General features: G+C 66.7%; 24 protein-coding genes. 3 read left to right on the forward strand and 21 right to left on the reverse strand.

Annotation, left to right across the window (positions count from 1 at the left end; genetic code table 11):
* Positions 1–58: 58 nt before the first annotated feature.
* The 9 genes from ubiB to rlmE all read right to left on the reverse strand — a co-directional run bounded on the left by ubiB (position 59) and on the right by rlmE (position 9,022).
* On the reverse strand, positions 59–1,741 hold the full coding sequence (gene ubiB, locus ABE543_RS06535; RefSeq protein ID WP_065181390.1) for a 2-polyprenylphenol 6-hydroxylase: 1,683 nt from the start codon (positions 1,739–1,741) through the stop codon (positions 59–61).
* 34 nt (positions 1,742–1,775) lie between these two features.
* Entirely contained in the window at positions 1,776–2,270 is a 495-nt protein-coding gene (locus ABE543_RS06540) for a CinA family protein (RefSeq protein WP_053520002.1), read from the reverse strand.
* 120 nt (positions 2,271–2,390) lie between these two features.
* Entirely contained in the window at positions 2,391–3,701 is a 1,311-nt protein-coding gene (gene hflX, locus ABE543_RS06545) for a ribosome rescue GTPase HflX (RefSeq protein ID WP_065174932.1), read from the reverse strand.
* A 14-nt stretch (positions 3,702–3,715) separates the two neighbouring features.
* Positions 3,716–3,991: an RNA chaperone Hfq gene (gene hfq / locus ABE543_RS06550; protein WP_004152891.1), complete on the reverse strand. Its 276-nt coding sequence runs from the start codon at positions 3,989–3,991 to the stop codon at positions 3,716–3,718.
* A 96-nt stretch (positions 3,992–4,087) separates the two neighbouring features.
* Complete coding sequence (gene miaA / locus ABE543_RS06555) at positions 4,088–5,041, reverse strand: tRNA (adenosine(37)-N6)-dimethylallyltransferase MiaA (RefSeq protein ID WP_346475454.1); 954 nt, start codon at positions 5,039–5,041, stop codon at positions 4,088–4,090.
* Complete coding sequence (gene folP, locus ABE543_RS06560) at positions 5,041–5,937, reverse strand: dihydropteroate synthase (RefSeq protein WP_180876666.1); 897 nt, start codon at positions 5,935–5,937, stop codon at positions 5,041–5,043. Before folP ends, miaA begins: the two co-directional genes overlap by 1 nt.
* Before the next feature lie 159 nt (positions 5,938–6,096).
* Complete coding sequence (locus ABE543_RS06565) at positions 6,097–6,282, reverse strand: hypothetical protein (protein ID WP_053519738.1); 186 nt, start codon at positions 6,280–6,282, stop codon at positions 6,097–6,099.
* Positions 6,283–6,385: 103 nt separating this feature from the next.
* The gene (gene ftsH, locus ABE543_RS06570) at positions 6,386–8,323 is read right to left on the reverse strand and encodes an ATP-dependent zinc metalloprotease FtsH (RefSeq protein ID WP_053519737.1); all 1,938 of its coding nucleotides are present in this window, start codon (positions 8,321–8,323) and stop codon (positions 6,386–6,388) included.
* 66 nt (positions 8,324–8,389) lie between these two features.
* Entirely contained in the window at positions 8,390–9,022 is a 633-nt protein-coding gene (gene rlmE, locus ABE543_RS06575) for a 23S rRNA (uridine(2552)-2'-O)-methyltransferase RlmE (RefSeq protein ID WP_053519736.1), read from the reverse strand.
* Positions 9,023–9,087: 65 nt separating this feature from the next.
* Between rlmE and yhbY the strand changes: the two genes are divergently transcribed.
* The gene (gene yhbY / locus ABE543_RS06580; protein WP_053519735.1) at positions 9,088–9,393 is read left to right on the forward strand and encodes a ribosome assembly RNA-binding protein YhbY; all 306 of its coding nucleotides are present in this window, start codon (positions 9,088–9,090) and stop codon (positions 9,391–9,393) included.
* 13 nt (positions 9,394–9,406) lie between these two features.
* Positions 9,407–9,781: an Mth938-like domain-containing protein gene (locus ABE543_RS06585; protein WP_053519734.1), complete on the forward strand. Its 375-nt coding sequence runs from the start codon at positions 9,407–9,409 to the stop codon at positions 9,779–9,781.
* An 80-nt stretch (positions 9,782–9,861) separates the two neighbouring features.
* Here ABE543_RS06585 and ABE543_RS06590 read toward each other — a convergent pair whose 3' ends face one another.
* From ABE543_RS06590 to surE, 4 genes are read right to left on the reverse strand one after another with little or no spacing between them, the layout of a single operon-like run.
* Entirely contained in the window at positions 9,862–10,635 is a 774-nt protein-coding gene (locus ABE543_RS06590; protein ID WP_065181255.1) for a peptidoglycan DD-metalloendopeptidase family protein, read from the reverse strand.
* Positions 10,632–11,246 carry a YqaA family protein gene (locus ABE543_RS06595; protein ID WP_053519732.1) on the reverse strand — a complete coding sequence of 205 codons (615 nt, stop codon included), beginning with the start codon at positions 11,244–11,246 and terminating at the stop codon, positions 10,632–10,634. Before ABE543_RS06595 ends, ABE543_RS06590 begins: the two co-directional genes overlap by 4 nt.
* Before the next feature lie 19 nt (positions 11,247–11,265).
* Positions 11,266–11,943: a protein-L-isoaspartate(D-aspartate) O-methyltransferase gene (locus ABE543_RS06600; RefSeq protein WP_053519731.1), complete on the reverse strand. Its 678-nt coding sequence runs from the start codon at positions 11,941–11,943 to the stop codon at positions 11,266–11,268.
* The gene (gene surE / locus ABE543_RS06605; protein ID WP_053519730.1) at positions 11,940–12,719 is read right to left on the reverse strand and encodes a 5'/3'-nucleotidase SurE; all 780 of its coding nucleotides are present in this window, start codon (positions 12,717–12,719) and stop codon (positions 11,940–11,942) included. The genes ABE543_RS06600 and surE overlap by 4 nt, the downstream gene beginning before the upstream one ends.
* Before the next feature lie 209 nt (positions 12,720–12,928).
* Between surE and ABE543_RS06610 the strand changes: the two genes are divergently transcribed.
* Positions 12,929–13,468 (forward strand): Smr/MutS family protein, encoded by a 540-nt coding sequence (locus tag ABE543_RS06610; RefSeq protein ID WP_065181254.1) that lies wholly within the window; start codon positions 12,929–12,931, stop codon positions 13,466–13,468.
* Positions 13,469–13,478: 10 nt separating this feature from the next.
* On the opposite strand, the gene truD is transcribed toward ABE543_RS06610, so the two are convergent.
* The 8 genes from truD to ABE543_RS06650 form a co-directional block, all read right to left on the reverse strand.
* Positions 13,479–14,510, reverse strand: a complete 1,032-nt coding sequence (truD, locus tag ABE543_RS06615) for a tRNA pseudouridine(13) synthase TruD (protein WP_164152232.1) — start codon at positions 14,508–14,510, stop codon at positions 13,479–13,481.
* Entirely contained in the window at positions 14,507–15,004 is a 498-nt protein-coding gene (ispF, locus tag ABE543_RS06620) for a 2-C-methyl-D-erythritol 2,4-cyclodiphosphate synthase (protein ID WP_197570955.1), read from the reverse strand. The genes truD and ispF overlap by 4 nt, the downstream gene beginning before the upstream one ends.
* 34 nt (positions 15,005–15,038) lie before the next feature.
* Positions 15,039–15,737 carry a 2-C-methyl-D-erythritol 4-phosphate cytidylyltransferase gene (ispD, locus tag ABE543_RS06625; RefSeq protein ID WP_053519726.1) on the reverse strand — a complete coding sequence of 233 codons (699 nt, stop codon included), beginning with the start codon at positions 15,735–15,737 and terminating at the stop codon, positions 15,039–15,041.
* Positions 15,734–16,087, reverse strand: a complete 354-nt coding sequence (gene ftsB, locus ABE543_RS06630; RefSeq protein WP_053519725.1) for a cell division protein FtsB — start codon at positions 16,085–16,087, stop codon at positions 15,734–15,736. Before ftsB ends, ispD begins: the two co-directional genes overlap by 4 nt.
* A gap of 4 nt (positions 16,088–16,091) precedes the next feature.
* On the reverse strand, positions 16,092–17,384 hold the full coding sequence (gene eno / locus ABE543_RS06635; RefSeq protein WP_053519724.1) for a phosphopyruvate hydratase: 1,293 nt from the start codon (positions 17,382–17,384) through the stop codon (positions 16,092–16,094).
* Positions 17,385–17,635: 251 nt separating this feature from the next.
* On the reverse strand, positions 17,636–17,983 hold the full coding sequence (locus tag ABE543_RS06640; RefSeq protein WP_164152229.1) for a hypothetical protein: 348 nt from the start codon (positions 17,981–17,983) through the stop codon (positions 17,636–17,638).
* Positions 17,980–18,810, reverse strand: coding sequence for a 3-deoxy-8-phosphooctulonate synthase (gene kdsA, locus ABE543_RS06645; protein ID WP_053519722.1), 831 nt, complete (start codon positions 18,808–18,810; stop codon positions 17,980–17,982). The genes ABE543_RS06640 and kdsA overlap by 4 nt, the downstream gene beginning before the upstream one ends.
* A 90-nt stretch (positions 18,811–18,900) precedes the next feature.
* A complete protein-coding gene (locus ABE543_RS06650; protein WP_065174923.1) occupies positions 18,901–20,565 on the reverse strand; it encodes a CTP synthase in 1,665 nt (554 codons plus the stop codon).
* Between the last annotated feature and the right edge of the window lie 357 nt (positions 20,566–20,922).

Genomic DNA, 20,922 nt, shown 5'->3' on the forward strand with positions numbered 1-20,922 from the left:
TGCAAGTGCCGGACACGACAGGGCGAAGCGTGCCGGGCGATACCGCAGCGAACGACACTCAGTCGTGCCTGCCACTTCTCCAGATGGAGAACAGGATCCAGACGCCGCAGATACCGGCCCCGACGAATCCGGAAACCCCAAGCGCCAGCAGCCAGCGGCTGGAGACCCCACCGACGCTGTGCATGACGATCGATGAGCCGATGATCAGCGCTGCAGTCACGATGCCCATCACCATTCGATTGGCCGCACGGTTCACCTGCTCGCCAAAGCCCTGCAGCGCACTGGTCTCGACCTTCAGCTGCAGGCGCCCGCGGCGCGCCGCCTGCACCAGCTTGCGCAGATCGCGCGGCAGATCGCCGGCGAAGTCGATCATTCCCAACAGGCTGCGCCGGCCGCGTTTGAGCAATGCCCGCGGCGCGTAGCGCTGCAGTACCACCCGCTCCAGGAAGGGGCGTGCGGCACTGGCCATGTCGAAGTCCGGGTCGAGCTGCCGGCCCATGCCTTCCAGGGTGAGGAACGCCTTGATCATCAGTGCGAGGTCGGCCGGCAGGGTCAGGCTGTAGCTGCGCAGCAACTGGGTGATGTCGCCCAGCATCAGGCCGATGCGCAGATCCTTCAGCGGCACGCCACGGTACTGGTCGACGAACTGGCTGATGTCGTGCTGCAGCCGGTTCTCATCCACCTCCACGCCCCCGGCCCAGTCCAGCAGGACGTCGGCCACCCCCTGCGGGTCCTGTTCGACCAGCCCGTGCAGCAGTTGCGCAACCTGGAAGCGACGCACTTCGGACAGTGCCCCGACCATGCCGAAGTCGATCACGCCGATGCGGCCGTCACGCAGATAGATGATGTTGCCCGGGTGTGGATCGGCGTGGAAGCTGCCGTCCTCGAGCACCATCTTCAATACGATGTTGGCACCGCGCCGCGCCAGTTCGCGACGGTCCAGCCCTGCTGCGTCCACGCCGGCAAGATCGCGGCCCGGAATGCCGTCCACGAAGTCCTGCACGTTCAGGCTTTCGCAGGTCCACTGCCAATGCACGCCGGGAACAAGGATGTCGTCGCGACCTTCAAAGTTGCGTGCGATGCGCTCCGCGTTGCGGCATTCGGCCGCGAAATCGAGTTCGCGCCGCAGCGATACGGTGAACTGCTGCACCACCTCTGCCGGCCGGTAACGGCGCAGATCCGGAAGACGCGCCTCGACGATTTCGGCCAGCCGTGCCAGCAGGCGCAGGTCGGCTTCGACCACGTCACGGATGCCGGGACGACGCACCTTCAGCACCACTTCGCGGCCGTCCAGCAGGCGCGCGCGATGGGCCTGCGCCAGCGAGGCCGCCGCCATCGGTGTTTCGTCGAGGAAGGCGAATACCTGCTGCGGAGGCGCGCCCAGATCGGCCTCCAGCTGCGCGCGGATCTGCGCATAAGGAAGGGCCGGTACCGCATTCTGGAGTTCGGAAAGCTCGGCGATCCACTCCGGCGGCAGCAGATCGACACGGGTCGCCAGCACCTGTCCGAGTTTGACGAACGTCGGGCCGAGGTCCTGCAGCGCGCTGCGCACCCGCACCGGCGCGGTCATCCGCAGCAGATGCTGGCGGTCCTCGTTCCAGTGCAGCAGGCGCCCGGCACGCTCCAGCACCGTGGCCAGGCCTATCCGGCGCACCACGTCGCCGAAGCCATAACGGATCAGGACCGCGGCAATTTCCTGCAGCCTCCCCAGGTCACGGACGGTGCCCAGCGTTTCCCACATCATGCGTGCTCCGGACGATTACCGCAGCAGCATGTCACAGCTGGGCGTCGATACCGTGCAATGCCGCAGCGACGGTTTGCCTGCGGATGGCTTCGCGGTCGCCATCGAACTGGAACAGTTCCGCCCGGGCGTATCCGCCGCGGCGCTTCCAGCCGATCCAGACGCTGCCGACCGGCTTGTCCGGGCTGCCGCCACCAGGACCGGCAATGCCGGTAACCGCCACCGCGATGCCGGCACCGGAGTTGATCAGAGCGCCGGACACCATCTCCAGCACCGTTTCGCGGCTCACCGCACCGAACTGCTCCAGCGTCTGCGCGCGTACCCCCAGCAGGCGCTGCTTGGCTTCGTAGCTGTAGACCACCATGCCGCAGTCGAAGAACGCCGAGGAACCGGCGATGTCGGTCATGGTCTTGGCGATCCAGCCGCCACTGCAGCTTTCAGCCGTCACAAGCTGCAGCGAGGCCTGCTGCAGGCGCTGCCCGAGTGCGGCAGCTTGGGCGTTGAGGTCGGCGTCGGTAGGGATGGACATCGAGATGACAGTGGGGTGAAGAACCCGCCTGTTGTACCGCAGATCGCAGACGCGTGTCGCGTCCCGGCCGGTACGCGCCCGACTACGCAGCGGCGCGCACCGGGATTGTGCGGCGCTATCTCACCATTCCGGCAGCTTTTCCGGCAGCAGGGCACGGATCGGCCCGCCATCAATGCCCGCCGCGAGTTTTTCGGCTTCGGCAATCGGAAGATCGACCTGCAGCAGCCAGCCCTCCTCGTCTGCCTGCTCGCTGCGGATCACTTCCAGCTGATGCAGGCGCGCGCGCAGGCGGCCCGCATCCGGCGGCAGGCGCAGCTCCCCGGTCACATGCTGCAACCCCAGGCGCTTGCCCAGCACCGCCTGCAACAGCTCCAGGCCCTGCCCGTCACGCGCGGAGATCCAGACCCGCTCGCGGCGCGACTCGTCCGGCACGCCATCCTGACCATCGTGGCGCACTTCGGCGCCCTCGATACGGTCGATCTTGTTGAACACCAGCAGCTGCGGCAGATCACCCGCACCGACCGCAGCCAGCACCTCGTCGACCTGGGCGATGCGCTCCTCGCGGTGCGGATCGGCCGCATCGACCACGTGCAGCAGGAAATCGGCCTCGCGGGCCTCGGACAGGGTCGAGCGGAACGCGGCCACCAGGTCGTGCGGCAGGTCACGGACGAAGCCGACGGTGTCGGCCAGCACGACGTTTCCACCCGGCACAGCGATGCGGCGCACCGTCGGGTCCAGGGTCGCGAACAGCTGGTCGGCCGCATAGGCCTCGGCGCCGGTCATCGCGTTGAACAGGGTCGACTTGCCGGCATTGGTGTAACCGACCAGGGCCACACGCGGCAGTTCGCTGCGCACGCGCGCACGGCGCATCTGGGTGCGCTGGACTTCGACCTTCTCCAGCCGCTTCTGCAACTGCTCCACCCGCTTCTGCAGCAGACGGCGGTCGGTTTCCAGCTGGGTTTCGCCCGGGCCGCGCAGGCCGATCGAACCACCGCGCTGGCGCTCCAGATGGGTCCAGCCGCGCACCAGCCGCGTCGCAAGGTGGCGCAGCTGCGCCAGCTCGACCTGCAGCTTGCCTTCGTGGCTGTGAGCGCGCTGCGCGAAGATGTCCAGGATCAGCCCGGTACGGTCGATCACACGGCGCTCCAGGAAGCGTTCCAGGTTGCGTTCCTGGCCGGGGCTCAGCGCATGGTTGACCAGCACCAGATCGGCGCCGGTGGCGTCGGCTGCTGCCTTGATCTCATCCAGCTTGCCGCTGCCGATCAGGGTCGAGGGATTGGGACGGTCCAGGCGCGCGGTGATCGTGGCAGCGATGCTGGCCCCTGCCGAGCGGGCCAGATCACCGAACTCTTCCAGCACGTCGTCTTCCAGCTTGCCGAAGTGCGGCTGGATCAGCAGGGCATGTTCACCCTTTTTCGAGCGGTCAAACATTCACCGCTCCGGTCTTACTCGTCTGCTTCATCACCTGCCTGACCACCTTCACCCGACTGCACATAACCACCGCCCGGCCCAACCTTCACATTGCGTGCCGGCACCACGGTGGAGATCGCATGCTTGTAGACCATCTGGCTGACCGTATTGCGCAGCAGGACCACGAACTGATCGAACGACTCGATCGTGCCCTGCAGCTTGATGCCGTTGACCAGGTACACCGAAACCGGCACGCGTTCGCGCCGCAGTGCATTCAAGAAAGGATCCTGCAGCGATTGCCCCTTGGACATTGCTCACTCCTGATTATTGTTCTTATTGGGTTGCCGGCGGCCGCCGCGGCCCCCGAGCCGCCCGCCGGACAGTGATGTTACACGGCTGGCGGCGGTTCAGCGTGCGACGAAGGTCGACACCGCGTCGGCCAGCCGCTCGTGGTCGATATGGGGGTCGAACCAGCGCGCGTCAAGCTCACCGCGCAGCCAGGTCAGCTGCCGCTTGGCCAGCTGGCGGGTGGCGAAGATCGCCTTGTCGCGGAAGCCGCCGGCATCAATCCGGCCGTCCAGATGCTCCCAAGCCTGGCGGTACCCGACCGCACGCACCGCCGGCAGGTCCAGCGGTGCCGCGACAGCGGCCATTTCCGGCATCGCGCGCAGATCGCGCACTTCGTCGAGGAAGCCCTGGGCCAGCATGGCATCGAAGCGGGCCTCGATCCGCCGGTGCAGGATTGCCCGGTCGCGCGGCGCCAGGACCAGCTTCAGGGTGCGTACCGGCAGCGGCGCCACGCCGGGCCGGCGCTGCCACTCGCTGATCGGCGTTCCCGTCAGTCGATAGACCTCCAGCGCCCGCTGGATCCGCTGTGGGTCTGTCGCATGGATGCGGGCAGCAGCGGCGGGGTCCACCTTCGCCAGTTCGGCATGCAACGCGGCCCAACCGCGCTCGGCGGCCTCGGCTGCCAGCGTGGCGCGCAGGGCCGGGTCGGCCTCCGGCATGGGGGACAGTCCCTGCAGCAGGGCGCGGAAGTACAGGCCAGTGCCCCCGGCCAGGATCGGCATCCGTCCACGCGCAACGATGTCGGCGACGACGCGGCCGGCGTCGGCGGCGAACTCCGCCGCTGAGTAGGTCTGCCACGGATCACGCAGGTCCAGCAGATGATGCGGCGCCTGTGCGCGCTCGGAAACGTCGGGCTTGGCCGAACCGATATCCAGATGGCGATAGACCAGCGCCGAGTCAACGCTGACGATCTCGCCATCCAGCTGCCGGGCCAGGGCGATCGCGGTGGCCGTCTTGCCACTGGCGGTCGGCCCCATCACGGCAATCGCCAGCGGCCGCCGGTCAACGCCCATCAGTCTTCGTCCGGCCAGCTGATCGTCGGCCGGGTGTCATCGCGTGGCGCCGGCACGGCGTCCACTGCCTGCCAGATCTTCAGTGCATCGACGGTGGCGGCGACGTCATGTACACGCACGATACGCGCACCGCGCTGCACGGCAATCAGGTGCGCGGCCACCGACGCCGCCACCCGGTCGGCCGGCGCTTCACGCCCGGTCAGCTCGCCAAGGCTGCGCTTGCGCGACAGGCCCGCCAGCATCGGCACACCCAGTTCCAGAAAACGCTCCGAACGCGCCAACAGGGTCATGTTGTGCGTGGTGTTCTTGCCGAAGCCGAAACCCGGATCGATGACCAGATGCTTCTTCGCGATGCCGGCCATCTCGGCGGCGAACAGGCGCTGCACGAGAAACCCGTGGACCTCGGCAACGACGTCGTCGTAGTGCGGATCGGCCTGCATGTTGCCCGGCTCGCCCTGCATGTGCATCAGCACCACCGGCACGTTGGCCGCAGCGGCCGCTTCCAGCGCGCCGTCCTGGCGCAGGCCGAAGATGTCGTTGATCATGCCGGCGCCGGCGGCCACCGCCGCGCGCATCACCTCAGGCTTGAAGGTATCGATGCTGATCGGCACGGAGGTACGCGCCGCAAGCTGCTCGATGACCGGAACGATGCGGCGGAGCTCTTCCTCCACCGATACCGGTACAGCGCCGGGACGGGTCGATTCACCCCCGATGTCGAGCAGGTCGGCGCCCTCTTCCACCAGCTTCAGGCCATGCGCGACTGCGGCCTCCGTGGTGTCATGGTGCCCCCCGTCAGAGAACGAATCCGGGGTGACGTTGACGATGCCCATGACCCGGGCACGGTCCAGGCGCAGGATGCGACCGGCGCAGTCGAGCTGGGGCGAGGTATCGAACATGGGCAATCCTGCAGGGACAACGGCGGGTAGTTTAGTTCGGCAGGGCTGCGCCCTGCACCCGCAGAGGCCAGAGCGACAACAACAGCCAGAGCAACAGCGGGTTTGCTGATGAAAGGCGGGGCCGGTCCGGTTGCAGGGCGTCAGCCCTGCCGACACCCCTCAACGGCGGCGGCGCTTGCGGTCCACGTACAGGGTCCTGGCAATGCTCAGGACGATGCCGATCGCAATACCCACCACGCAGCCCAGCAGCAGATTGTCGGCCCCCAGGCCCACACCCACGCCGACCACGGTGGCGATGACCATCTCGACGGTGTGGGAAATCGGTTCGGGCTTCGGGGCGGACATGCGGGCTCCAGCGTCAGATCGGTTCTTCGGGATGGGCCGAGGGCCCGGAAACGACGAAGCCGGGTTGCCCCGGCCTCGTCTGATGTCACGTGCGGCGGGGCCGTCAGTGCGATTCGGCCGGACCGGCGATCGGCGGCAGCGGACGGGCATCACCGCCCTTGTCGTTGCTGCCACCGTCCTTGTTCGACTTGTTCCAGCCCGCCGGCGGCGGCGGCTCGCGACCTTCCATGATGGCGTCGATCTGCGGCGCGTCGATGGTCTCGTACTGCAGCAGCAGCTGTGACATCGTGTGCAGCTTGTCGATGTTGTCGGTCAGCAGCTGGGTGGTGCGGGCGTAGGCCTTGTCGAGGATGTTGCGCACTTCCTCGTCAATGCGGCGCGCGGTGTCGTTGGACACGCTCTTGTGCTGCGTCACCGAGCGGCCCAGGAAGACTTCGTCGTCCTCCTCGCCATAGGCGATCGGACCGAGTTCTTCGGACAGGCCCCACTTTGTGACCATGTTGCGGGCCATCTTGGTGGCGCGCTCGATGTCGTTGGACGCACCCGTAGTGACCTTGTCGGTGCCGAAGATCAGCTCTTCGGCGACGCGGCCGCCGTACAGCGAGCACAGCTGCGACTGGATCGCCACGCGGTTCATCGAGTACTTGTCGCCCTCAGGCAGGTACATGGTCACACCCAGGGCGCGGCCGCGCGGAATGATCGTGACCTTGTAGACCGGGTCGTGCTCGGGCACCAGGCGGCCGACGATGGCATGCCCGGCTTCGTGGTAGGCGGTGAGGGTCTTCTCCTCCTCGCTCATGGCCATCGAACGGCGCTCGGCACCCATCAGGATCTTGTCGCGGGCACGGTCGAAGTGGTCCATGCGGACTTCCTTCTCGTTGCCACGCGCAGCAAACAGGGCTGCCTCGTTGCAGAGGTTGGCCAGGTCCGCGCCGGAGAAGCCCGGGGTACCGCGTGCGATCACCAGCGGCTCGACGTCGTCGGCCAGCGGCAGCTTGCGCATGTGCACCTTCAGGATGTGCTCGCGGCCCTTCACGTCGGGCAGACCGACCACCACCTGGCGATCGAAGCGACCCGGGCGCAGCAGCGCCGGGTCCAGCACGTCCGGACGGTTGGTCGCGGCGATCACGATCACGCCTTCGCCACCCTCGAAGCCATCCATCTCGACCAGCAGCTGGTTCAGGGTCTGCTCGCGCTCGTCGTGGCCGCCGCCCAGGCCGGCACCACGGTGGCGGCCGACGGCATCGATCTCGTCGATGAAGATGATGCACGGGGCGTGCTTCTTGGCCTGCTCGAACATGTCACGCACGCGGCTGGCGCCGACACCGACGAACATTTCCACGAAGTCCGAACCGGAGATCGAGAAGAACGGCACCTTCGCCTCACCGGCGATGGCCTTGGCCAGCAGCGTCTTGCCGGTACCCGGCGGGCCGACCATCAGCACGCCACGCGGAATCTTGCCGCCCAGCTTGGTGAACTTGGACGGGTCGCGCAGGAAGTCGACCAGTTCGCCCACTTCCTCCTTGGCCTCGTCGCAGCCGGCGACATCGGCGAAGGTGACCTTGATCTGGTCCTCGCCCTGCAGCTTGGCGCGCGATTTGCCGAAGGACATCGCGCCCTTGGCGCCGCCGCCGCCGCCCTGCATCTGGCGCATGATGAACAGCCAGAAGCCGATGATCAGGATGACCGGCAGGAAATTCATCAGGATCGCGCCCAGGGAGATGCCGCTGGAGGGCTCCTCCTGCACGATCTCGACGTTCTTGGTGCGCAGCACGTTGATCAGGTCGCGATCGAACGGCGCGGTGATGGTGGACGACTGTCCCCCCCGGGTGGTGTAGGTGATCTGGCTGGTGCCGCCGCGCATGTCGCCGCCGAAGGCGACCTTCTGCACGTTGCCGCTGTCCACCTGGTCCAGGAACTGCGAATAGGACGCACCCTGCGCACCGGCCCCGGAGGACTTGGGCGAGAAGCTCTGGAAGACCACCATCAGCACGACGGCGACGACCACCCATAGCAGGAGGTTCTTGGTCAAGTCGTTCATCCTCATTGGCTCCGGTGTTCCTCTCAGTGCGGGCGTTGCGTTGGGGTTGAAACTTACGTTGCGAGCTTACTTCATGTGGGCGCGTTTGCCCTGACCCAAGGCGTACACCTCGGGAGAGCGTTTGCGCGACGCTTCCGGCTTGCGGATGGAGACCTTGTCGTAGCGACGGCGCATTTCACGCACGTAGTCGTCAAAGCCCACACCCTGGAACAGCTTGATCAGGAACGCCCCGCCGGTCTTCAGGTGGTTGTCGGCGAAGTCCAGCGCCAGCTCCGCCAGATGCATCATCCGCGGCTGGTCGACCGCGTCCATGCCACTTTTATTGGGGGCCATGTCCGACAGCACAAGGTCCACCGGCTCGTCCCCGAGCATGGCTTCAAACTGAGATAGGACGGCTTCTTCCCTGAAGTCACCGTGAAGGAACTCCACACCCGCCAGCGGCGGCATGTCCAGGATGTCCAGCGCCAGCACGCGGCCGGTATCGCCCATCTGTCTCCGAACCTGCTGAGACCACCCGCCAGGGGCGGCACCGAGGTCCACCACGACCATGTTCCGCTTCAGCAGGCGGTCACGTTCAAGCAACTCTTCAAGCTTGTAGGCCGCCCGCGAGCGCATGCCTTCGGCCTGCGCCTTCTTCACGAAGGGGTCGGAGAAGTGTTCCTTGAGCCAGCGCTGGCTGCTTTTGCTGCGGGTTGCCATTGGAAATAGGGGCTGATGGGGCCGTCATGATACCCTGATCCCCCCATTCAACCGTCTTTTCCTGCATGTCCATCGCCCTGACCGCCTCCCAGACCCGTTTCCTGCGCGGCCAAGCCCACGACCTGAAGGCCCTGCTGCAGACCGGCGGCAAGGGAGTGACCCCGGCCTTCATCGCGGAGCTGAACGAAGTGCTGGAGCGCCATGAGCTGGTCAAGGTCAAGGTCGCAGCCGAGGACCGCGAGGCCCGGGACGCGATGATCGGCGAGATCGTCGAAGCCACCGACAGTGCGCTCGTGCAGCGCATCGGTCACGTTGCCGTGCTGTATCGCCCGAGCAGGGAACAGCGCCAGATCGTGCTGCCGCGCGGCTGATCGCGCTACCGCCATGCAGCTGAACCACGAGCCGCCCGATTACGCCTACAGCCTGCGCGCTGCCGATGGCCGCTCGGCCAAGGTCAATGACACGGTGCTGGCCAGCAGCTTTCTGCTGACGCCGGACCAGCTGGTCGAACATTGGCCTGTCGCCGATGCGGCGGCGCTGACGGTGGCCGACCTGGAACCGGTGCTGGCACTGAGTCCTGCATTGATCGTGCTGGGAACCGGCGAGCGGCAGGTGTTTCCGTCGGCTGCGGTCATGGCCGCCTGCCTGTCGCGCGGGATCGGCCTGGAAGTGATGAACAACCCTGCCGCGGCGCGCACCTTCAACATCCTTGCCGGCGAAGGCCGCAAGGTGGCGGCCGCGTTCATCCTGGAAGGTTGAGGACCACCGCCGGGCATGGCCCGGCGCTACCTTGATGCGCATACGCCGGGCATGGCCCGGCGCTACCGTACCTGCCTGCGCTAGCGCGCTGGCAGGTACTGCTGCGGATCGACCGGCTTGCCGTTGTAGCGGATTTCAAAGTGCAGCATGTCGCGATTCGCGCCGGTGCGCCCCATCTCGGCAATCTGCTCACCCGCCTTCACGCTCTGTCCCTCATTGACCAGGCGCTTGCGGTTGTGGCCGTAGGCCGACAGCCACTGGTCGCTGTGCTTGATGATGATCAGCTCGCCATAACCGACCAGTCCGGCACCCGAGTACACCACCACACCGTTGGCGGTGGCCTTGACGGCCTGCCCGCTGGTACCGGCGATGTCGACGCCCTGCTTGGTTGCGTCGCCGGCCACGTAGCGGCCCACGATCGCGCCATCGGCCGGCCAGCGCCAGGCGATGTTGCTCTTCACCGGACCGGCCGGTGCCGTGGCCGGTGACGTGCTGCCGCCGCTGCGCGGCGCGGTGACCACGGTGGTCGGTGCGCGGCCGCTGCTGGCCCCCGGCGGATACAGGCGGATGACCTGCCCCGGATAGATCGTCGACGGGTTGTCCAGGCTGTTCCACGCGATCAGATCGGCCGGGGTGATGTCGTGGATGCGGGCCAGCGCGTAGATCGTGTCGCCCTTGCGCACGACCACGGTCTGCCCCGGCTTGGCCACCGAAGTCTTGGGCGTAGTGACCGCCGCCCCGCCACCACTGCCATTGGGCCGCACCACCGTGGCAGTGCCACAGGCAGCCAGGCCGGAAACCAGCAGCACCAGCGCGCCGACGCGCACTCCCTTGCTCAGACGATCAGCACTCATGCGAACTTCGACCTCCATACAAGCCAGGCGATCAGCACCACCACCAACGCGGTGGCGATCCAGCCCAGCGGTTCAATCCAGCGACGCAGCGCCGCTTCGGCGCGCGCTCCACCGATGCGGATCACGGCAGCGAGCACATACACGCGCTTGCCGCGTCCGATCAGCATGCTCAGCAGGTACTGTGGCATCGGTACGCCGACGATACCCGATGCCCACGTGAAGACCTTCATCGGGATCGGCATGAAGCCGCCCAGGACCAGGAACGTGAACACCGCCCACGGCGATTCGGCCATCTTCTCCTGCACGGTGGTGATGCCCTGTTCGATTGCCGGCAACATGCCCAGCACTTCGAACAATGGCTTGATCGCCTCGAATGCGAAGTGACCCAGCGCATAGCCGACCACGGCACCGACCATCGAACCGGCCAGGCTGAGGGTCGCGAACCACCAGCCGCGCCGGGGTTGAGCCACGCACATCGGCGCCAGCATCACTTCCGGCATCACCGGAAAAATGATCGCCTCGAAAAAACTCAGCACCGTCAGGTAGGTCGGTGCGCGTTCGTGCGCCGCCCACTTCATCGCCCGCTCGTACAGCGGTCCGAAAATCTTCATGCAACCCTGCTCCGTGGATTCAGTCCAGCATGCCAGACAGCAGCGGCACGAAGGTGACCGGTGCCAGCACGCGCTGTTCGACGCTGCCGTCGGCCCTGCGGTCCAGCTGCACCAGCGACTGCGCGCTGGCACCGCCGACCGGCGCCACCAGCCGGCCACCTTCGGCCAGCTGCTCGATCAGTGCGTCGACCAGCGCCGGGGCCGCAGCTGTGACGACGATGGCATCGAACGGGCCGTGCTCGGCCCAGCCGACACGGCCGTCATCGTGCTTGGTGCGGATGTTCATGCCGAGTGCGCGGAACCGCTTGCGGGCCTGCCGCAGCAGGTCGCCGATGCGCTCCACGGTGTAGACCTCCAGACCCAGTGCACCAAGCACGGCGGCCTGGTAGCCGGAGCCCGTCCCCACCTCCAGCACCCGCTTGGGCGCCACCTGCACGACCGCTTCGGTCATCCGGGCCACCACCCAGGGTTGCGAGATGGTCTGGCCGTGGCCGATCGGCAGCGCGGTGTCTTCATAGGCCCGCGAGGCCAGGGCCTCGTCGATGAACAGATGGCGGGGCACCACCCGGATCGCGTTCAGCGTGGATTCGTCGACGATGCCGGCTTCGCGCAGGCGATCGACCAGACGATCGCGGACGCGCTGTGACGTCATGCCGATGCCGACGGCTTCCGGTTGCAGGCGCAGGCGTGGGCTCATGCCGGCTGGTCCAGCGCGGCGCTAAGACCGCCGACCCAGCTGGCCACTTTCTCAAGCGCCTGATAGCGGGTCAGATCCACCTGGATCGGGGTGATCGAGATATGCCCGGTACGCACCGCGTGGAAGTCGGTGCCGGGGCCGGAGTCCTGCTCGCGGCCCGCCGGACCGATCCAGTACACCTCGTTGCCGCGTGGATCCTTCTGCGGGATGCAGCCTTCGGCGCGATGGCGGTTGCCCAGCCGGGTGACTTCGAAACCCTTGACCTCGGTCCACGGCAGGTCGGGCACGTTGACGTTGAGGATGGTGTCCGCCGGCAGCGGGTCGGCCTTGAGGCGGGCGACGATTTCCACGGCGGCACGCGCCGCGGTCTCGAAGTGACGGGGATCGTGATTGCGGGTCACCAGGGACACCGCCACCGCGGGCAGGCCGAGGAAGCGCCCCTCCATCGCCGCCGAGACGGTTCCGGAATAGATCACGTCGTCACCCAGGTTGGCGGCGTTGTTGATGCCCGACACGACAATGTCGGGTTCGAACTCCAGCAGGCCGGTCAGCGCCAGATGCACGCAGTCGGTGGGCGTGCCGGCCACCGACACGGTGTAGTGATCGATGCGCTTGAGCCGGATGGGCAGGTCCAGGGTCAGTGAATTGCTGGCGCCTGAGCGATCGCGGTCGGGTGCGACCACCGTCACTTCGTGGCCGGCGTCACGCAGTACCGAGGCAAGCATCCGGATACCTGCGGCGTCGACGCCATCGTCGTTACTGACCAGAATTCGCATCTTCGATTTAACCGCTTGATTTTCCAAGAATTCGATTCCGTCACCGTGCGGTGTTGGCGGGACCGTCGTGCTTCCCTGCGGAAGCCGACGACCTTGCAGGGGCATCGTCTATTGTGCCGCATGCGAGCCGCAGGTCCTACCCTGCCGGCGGTCACGACTGGCCTCGCATTGCGATAGGCAGGCCCGCGTCACCGGTTTACCCTGTGCGCATGTCGCATCCAGAAGACGAAGACCCTGCCGCGCTCTTCCGCGCGGCCATCGGCGAAGTGACGCCGCTGCGCAAAGAGGCCGAACCCGCGCCGGCCGCTGCCCGGCCGAAGCCGCGCGCGCGCATGGCCGAACGCGACGAGGCCGAGGCCGCCGGCGAGTTCGCCCGGCTGTTGCGCGACAGCGCACCGCTGGAAGCCGGGGATGTGGCCAGCTACCGGCGCGACGCCCTTCCGCCGCGGCTGTTCCAGCGTCTCAAGCGCGGCCAGTACTCGGTGCAGGACGAGCTGGATCTGCATGGCGCGACCGCAGCGCAGGCCGAGGCCATGCTGCGCCAGTTCCTGCTGGAGGCGCACGCACATGAGTATGGCTGCGTGCGCATCATCCACGGCAAGGGACTGCAATCCGACGGTGGTGCGCCGGTCCTGAAGAATCTGGTCGACCGGCTGCTGCGCCTGCGCAATGATGTGCTTGCCTTCCATTCGGCGCCGACCAGCCAGGGCGGAACGGGTGCCGTACTGGTGCTGCTGTCCCGGCGCTGATGCAATCCGCTCAGGACTGCGCCGCGTCCTCGACCGGCCCGAGCTCGTGCAGGACCGCGGTGGCGTAGCAGCCCGGCGGCAGCGCGAACGACAGCTCAAGCACATCTTCCGCCAGCCATTGGTGCTGCAGCAGCGCAGGACGCAGGCGCAACGCGCGGCGCTCCTGCTTCAGCCGTGCCTCTTCCAGTCCGGCACGCAGCGCCTTCGATTCCTCGTCGTCGAGCGCACGCAGTTCGAGCTCGCGGGCGGCGCCGGTACTGCGCAGCTCGCCCTCTCCCCACAACGGCGCGCTGGGATGGATATCGAACCCGGCCAGCCGCGCTGCCAGTGCATCGGTGTAAGGCTCCGGACCAAACACGCTGCGGCTGCCATCCAGCATCCACACCTCACCGTCCAGCGGCTGGTCCCAGACACCCTGCTCCACGCGTGCGGCAAGCACGCGATTGAACAGTGCCGAACGCGCAGCCGACAGCAGCAGCGAGCGCTGGTCCTTGCGCATGCGGCGGCCACCGAACATCGCCAGCGCTGCCGGAACGTTGCCGCCATCGCGGCCGAAACGCTGCTCGCCGAACCAGTTCGGCAAACCACGATCGGCAATCTGCTGCAGGCGTTCGCTGATTGCGACCGCATCGCCGCGTACCTGGCGCAGCACCAGCCTGAAACGATTGCCGGCCAGCGCGCCACGCTGCAGCTTGCGGTTGTGCCAGGTTGCATCGAGCACTTCGATATCATCGCTGGCCAGCAGCGCCAGATCCGGCGCGACGCGCTTGGGCAGATGCACACTGAAGCGCTGGGTGGTGACCGCGTGGCGATCCTTCATCCCGGCATAGCTGACCGCCATCTCCGGCAAGCCAGCCCACTTGGCCAGCACCTTGGCCACATGCACGGTGTTGGCACCGCGCTTGCGGACATGCAGCAGCAGATGCTCGCCCTCGCCCGTGGCCTCAAAGGCCGGCAGCTCGTCGACCTGGAAATCCTCCGGCGTGGTGCGGATGCGCGCCTGCAGCAGCGGCGCACCGAACGCGAGCGGCAGCGGAATCATGCCGCCACCAGCAGGACCACAGCCTGTGCCGCGATGCCTTCACCGCGACCGGTGAAGCCAAGCTTCTCCGACGTGGTGGCCTTTACGCTGACCGCATCCAGTGGCAGCTGCAACAGTGCCGCGATGCATTCACGCATTGCCAGCGCATGCGGCCCGACCTTCGGTCGTTCACAGATCACGGTGACATCGCTGTTGCCGACGCACCAGCCACGCTCACGCAGGAGAGCGTCGCAGTGGCGGACGAAGTCGCTGCTGTCGGCTCCCTTCCAGCGATCATCGCTGGGCGGAAAGTGCTGGCCGATGTCGCCCAGCGCCAGCGCGCCGAGCATGGCGTCACACAGCGCGTGCAGGATCACGTCGCCATCGCTGTGCGCGAGCACACCGTGGCTGTGCGGCACGCGCACGCCTCCCAGCATGATGTGGTCACCCTCACCAAAGGCGTGGACGTCGTAGCCCTGGCCGATGCGGACGGGCGGGAACGGAGCAGTGCTCATGGATGCAACCCTTGCAGCAGGGCCGCGCGGGCGTTCAGCCGGCGCGGCGGGAAAGTACGAATTCGAAGCGGTCCAGGTCGGCGGGCGTGGTGACCTTGAAGTTGTCCTCGCTGCCTTCAACCAGCAGCGGGCGCTGGCCCTGGCGTTCCATGGCCATGGCTTCGTCGGTGACGTCCACGCCGGACGCAGCGGCGTCGGTCAGCGCACGGATCAACTGATGGCGGCGGAACAGCTGCGGGGTCAGCGCGCGCCACAGGCGCTCGCGGGGCTCGGTGCCGTCGATGCCACCATCGTCACCGGCCCGCTTCAGGGTGTCGCGTACCGGCGCGGCAAGAATGGCCCCGACCGGATCGGTACGGCCAACCTCCAGCAGGCGACCCAGGTCGGCCAGCGACAGATTGGGCCGCGCGGCATCGTGCACCAGCACGAACTCATCGGCGCGGACGCTCTCCGGCAGCGCAAGCAGGCCGGCCAGCACGGAGGCGGCGCGGGTCGCCCCCCCCGTGCAGGTCAGCACCGGCTTGCCGGCCCATTCGCTCCAGCCCGGCCAATCCGCGTCATCCTCGCCGATCACCACCATCGCGCCGGCAACGGCCGGGTGGGCCAGCAGTGCCTGCAGGGTGTGGGCCAGCAGCATCTGCCCGCCCGCCTGCAGATACTGCTTGGGCAGTGGCGCACCGAAGCGGGCGCCACGACCGGCAGCGGGAACGACCACCCAGATCGCCGCGCTCATGGCACGTCCGCCGGGTGGTCGCCCGCCTGTTCGGGCATCGGCACCGGCGGCTGCGCCGGACGAACCGGCGCGTCGTCGACCACCCGGTAGAACTTCTCGCCGGGCTTGATCATGCCCAGCTCACTGCGTGCGCGCTCTTCGATGGCGGACTGGCCTTCCTTGAGGTCCTTCACTTCCGCAGCCAGCGCATCATTACGCTGCTGCAGACCTTCGTTGTCCCGTTCCTGGCCGGCAACCTGGGCTTCGAGCATCATCACTTCCCCCGAATTGCCCGGGCCGAACCAGAAACGGTACTGCAGCCATGCCAGCAGCAGAGCCAGCACCAGCAGCAGCCAGCGCCAATCGCGCATGGCCTCAGCGCTTCAGCGAAACGAACGCGTCACGACCGGCGTAACGCGCGCCGGCACCGAGGGCTTCCTCGATGCGCAGCAGCTGGTTGTACTTGGCCACGCGATCGCTGCGGCACAGCGAGCCGGTCTTGATCTGGGTGGCAGTGGTCGCCACGGCGATGTCGGCGATGGTGGTGTCTTCGGTTTCACCCGAACGGTGCGACACGACAGCGGCGTAACCTGCGCGGTCAGCCATCGCAATCGCTTCCAGGGTTTCACTCAGGGTGCCGATCTGGTTGACCTTGATCAGGATGGCATTGGCAGTACCGGAGTCGATGCCCTCCTGGAAGATCTTCGGATTGGTCACGAACAGGTCATCGCCCACCAGCTGCACCTTCTTGCCGATGCGATCGGTCAGCAGCTTCCAGCCCGCCCAGTCGTTCTCGGCCAGGCCGTCTTCGATGGTGATGATCGGGTACTGCGCGGCCCAGTCGGCAAGGAAGTCGACGAACTGCTCGGAGGTCAGGCGCTTGTTCTCGCCGACCAGGTTGTACTTGCCGTTCTCGAAGAACTCGCTGGAGGCCACGTCCAGACCCAGCAGCACGTCCTCGCCCGCGGTGTAGCCGGCCTTGCCGATCGCTTCGAGAATGGTGTCCAGCGCCTCGACGTTGCTGCGGAAGTCAGGTGCGAAGCCGCCTTCGTCACCGACCGCGGTGCTCAGGCCATGCCCCTTCAGCACCGACTTCAGCGAGTGGAAGATCTCGGTGCCGGCGCGCAGCGCTTCGGAGAACGAGGTGAAGCCGACCGGCAGCACCATGAACTCCTGGAAATCGACGTTGTTGTCGGCATGCGCGCCGCCGTTGATGATGTTCATCATCGGCACCGGCAGCGACGGGGTCACGCCGGTCCTGCCGGCCAGGTACTGCCACAGCGCCTGCTTACTGGATGCTGCGGCGGCGTGCGCGGCCGCCATTGAGACACCGAGCAGCGCGTTGGCGCCCAGACGGCCCTTGTTCTCGGTGCCATCAAGGTCGATCAGGCGGCGGTCCAGGCCTGACTGGTCGGTGGCCTCGAAGCCCTTCAGCGCGGCAGCGATGGTCGTGTTGACGTTGTCGACGGCCTTGCGCACGCCCTTGCCCAGGTAGCGGGTCTTGTCGCCGTCACGCAGCTCGACCGCTTCCTTGGTGCCTGTCGAGGCGCCGGAGGGAACCGCGGCACGACCGAACGAACCGTCCTCCAGGGTGACTTCGGCTTCCAGCGTGGGGTTGCCACGGCTGTCGAGGATTTCACGGGCGTGGATGCTGCGGATCGTACTCATGGTCGGGCCGGTTACCTGTATGGAGAGGGGGCGACAAAACGAATGCCGCGTGATTATCCCCGGCTGCCCGCCCGTTGCCAAATGGCGTGAACGGCGTCAGCCCCGGCTGGCCCCCGCCCCGGCAGCAGCAGCGATACCAGGAGCACCCGCAAAGCAGCGGCCATGGCCGGACAGACGGTGCCATGCCTGCGCCGCGAGCCTGAGCGCGATCAGGCCCTTGGGCCAATCGCGTGCAGACGTGCTCGCATTCATCACAGCATTCCGTAGGACAGCGCACCGAGCCACAGCGAAAGCAGGACAACCGCCAGCCCGGCGGCCACCTTGCCGCGATTCAGGCGCCAAGCCAGCACGGCGGCAGCGATGCAGCCGCCGGCAGTCAACAGTTCGCCAGCCAGCAGCGCCATGAAGTACGCCCGCAGATTGAGCACGCTGCTGCCATCACCCGGGGACCGCACGGACGCTGCGCCGATCAGCACCAGACCGAACACGCCCGCCGTGAACAACCCCGCCAGGCCCAGTGCGATCAGGCCCCACGGCCACTGTTTCCAGTGCCGGCGGCGACGCTGGGTTTCCAGCGCCGTCCATGGGTCAGACTTCACGCGAAGCGTGAGAAACCGTGCTTCTTGGTCACCGCATCGAGCTCCATCAGCGTTTCGAGCAGTGCTTCCATCTGGTCCAGCGGCCATGCGTTGGGACCGTCGGAGAGGGCCTTGGACGGGTCAGGATGGGTCTCGGCGAACAGACCGGAGATACCCACCGCCACCGCGGCCCGGGCCAACACCGGCACATGTTCGCGCTGGCCGCCGGAGCTGGTGCCCTGCCCACCCGGCAGCTGCACCGAATGGGTGGCGTCGAACACCACCGGGCACCCGGTCTCGCGCATCACCGCCAGCGAACGCATGTCGCTCACCAGATTGTTGTAGCCGAAGCTGGCACCGCGTTCGCAGACCATGATCTGATCGTTACCGGTCGCCTTGGCCTTCTCCACGACCGGCTTCATGTCCCAGGGCGCCAGGAACTGGCCCTTCTTGATGTTGACCGGCTTCCCGGCCGAGCAAACCTTGCGGATGAAGTCGGTCTGGCGAACAAGGAATGCCGGGGTCTGCAGCACATCCACGACCGAAGCCACTTCGTCCATCGGGGTGTACTCATGGACGTCGGTCAGCACCGGCACGCCGATCTGCTTCTTGACCTCGGCCAGGACTTTCAGCCCCTCCTCCATGCCCGGGCCGCGGAAAGCGGTACCAGACGTGCGGTTGGCCTTGTCGAAGCTGGACTTGAAGATGAAGTTCACACCGAGCTTGCCGGTGATCTCCTTCAGCTTGCCGGCGGTATCGAGCTGCAACTGCATCGACTCGATCACGCAGGGGCCGGCGATCAGGAACAGGGGCTGGTCCAGCCCCACTTCGAATCCACACAGTTTCATGGCGTTTCCTTAGAGTTGTCCGCTACATCGAACGGGCCGATGCACTTGGTTCAAGCGAGCAAGATGGGGCCTGGCGGGCCCCATCGCAAGTCAGGCGCGCGCTTCCTGCAACAACTGGCCACCGGCCTTGCGCTCGCGTGCGGCGCGGATGAAGCCGATGAACAGCGGGTGGCCGTCACGCGGCGTGGACAGGAACTCCGGATGCGCCTGGCAGGCCAGGAACCAGGGATGCGCATCGCGCGGCAGCTCGACCACTTCCACCAGGGTGTCGTCCATCGACTTGCCGGCGATCACCAGGCCGGCGTCTTCCAGCTGGGTGCGGTAACGGTTGTTGAACTCATACCGGTGGCGGTGGCGCTCGGCCACCACGTCCTTGCCGTACAGCTCACGCGCCAGCGTGCCCGGCTTCAGGCGCTGCTCCTGCAGGCCCAGACGCATGGTGCCGCCCAGGTCGCTCTTGTCGTCGCGCTTCTCGACGTCACCGGCAGCGGTGCGCCACTCGGTGATCAGGCCGATCACCGGATTTGGCGACTGGCGATCATTCTCGGTGCTGTTGGCACCTTCGAGGCCGACCACGTTGCGCGCGTAATCGACCACGGCCGCCTGCATGCCGTAGCAGATGCCGAAGTACGGCACCTGGTTCTCGCGGGCGAACTTCGAGGTCAGCACCTTGCCTTCGAAACCACGGTCGCCGAATCCGCCCGGCACCAGGATGCCATCGACATCGGCCAGCGCGGCCATGTCCGTGCCTTCCAGGTCCTGCGCTTCCAGCCACTTCAGATTGACCCGGGTGCGCTGGCGCAGGCCACCATGCTTGAGTGCTTCGCCGACCGACTTGTATGCATCCTGGTGGTCGACGTACTTGCCGACCACGGCGATGGTCACCTCGTCGAGCGGATGCAGCGTGGCGTCGACCGCGTCCTCCCACACCGACAGATCGACAGGACCGGCCTTGTCAGCGAGCTTCAGCTGGTTGACGACAATCTCATCCAGGCCCTGCGCATGCAGTCCCGAAGGGATGCGATACAGCACATCCACGTCCGGCACGCTGATCACGGCGCGTTCGGAAACGTTGGTGAACTGGGCGATCTTGCGACGCTCCGAATCGGGCACGGCCTGCTCCGAACGGCACAACAGCACATCCGGCTGGATGCCGATCGAACGCAGCTCCTTCACCGAGTGCTGGGTCGGCTTGGTCTTCAGTTCGCCGGCCGCGCCGATGTACGGCACCAGGGTGAGGTGCATGAACAGCGCCTTCTCCGGACCACGCTCGGTACGCACCTGGCGGATCGCCTCCAGGAACGGCAGCGATTCGATGTCGCCGACGGTGCCGCCGATCTCGACCAGGGCGACGTCATAGCCTTCGGTGGCTTCGTCGATGCAACGACGGATCTCGTCGGTAATGTGCGGAATGACCTGCACGGTCGCGCCAAGGTAATCGCCGCGACGCTCCTTGCGGATCACGTTCTCGTAGATGCGACCGGTGGTGACCGAATTCTTGCGGCTCAGGCGCGTCCGCACGAACCGCTCGTAGTGGCCCAGATCGAGATCGGTCTCGGCACCGTCATCGGTGACATAGACCTCGCCGTGCTGGAACGGGCTCATGGTGCCCGGATCAACGTTGATGTAGGGGTCGAGCTTCATCATCGTGACCTTCAGGCCACGGGCTTCGAGAATGGCGGCCAGCGACGCAGCGGCAATGCCTTTGCCGAGCGAGGACACCACGCCGCCGGTTACGAAAATCAAGGGAGTCATGGCTGCAAGCATCCTGTCTGGAAATGGAAAACGACAGCGCCACGCACGCCCTGGGGGCGGACATGGCGCTTGAAGGGGGTTTTCCGGTTCGCTGGGGCAGCGAGGGAGGTGCCGATCCGTGCGGCGGCTGGCGCCAGACGGTAACCATCGCGCGAGGTCGGGGCAACCGCGCCGGTCACATCGACCGTCACCTGCGACCCGCATTGCTGGAGGCCACGCATGGCCGTGCCAGCCCATTCGCAAATGGTGGACACGCACTACTCCCGGAAAGCCATAGTTTACAGATAGATGGCCGCCAACCCAAGAGGCTTGTGCAGGCCGACCGAACGAAAAACGCCCCCTTGCGGGGGCGTGGCG

It is taken from the genome of Stenotrophomonas sp. TWI169, assembly GCF_039674705.1.
Classification (GTDB): domain Bacteria; phylum Pseudomonadota; class Gammaproteobacteria; order Xanthomonadales; family Xanthomonadaceae; genus Stenotrophomonas; species Stenotrophomonas maltophilia_P.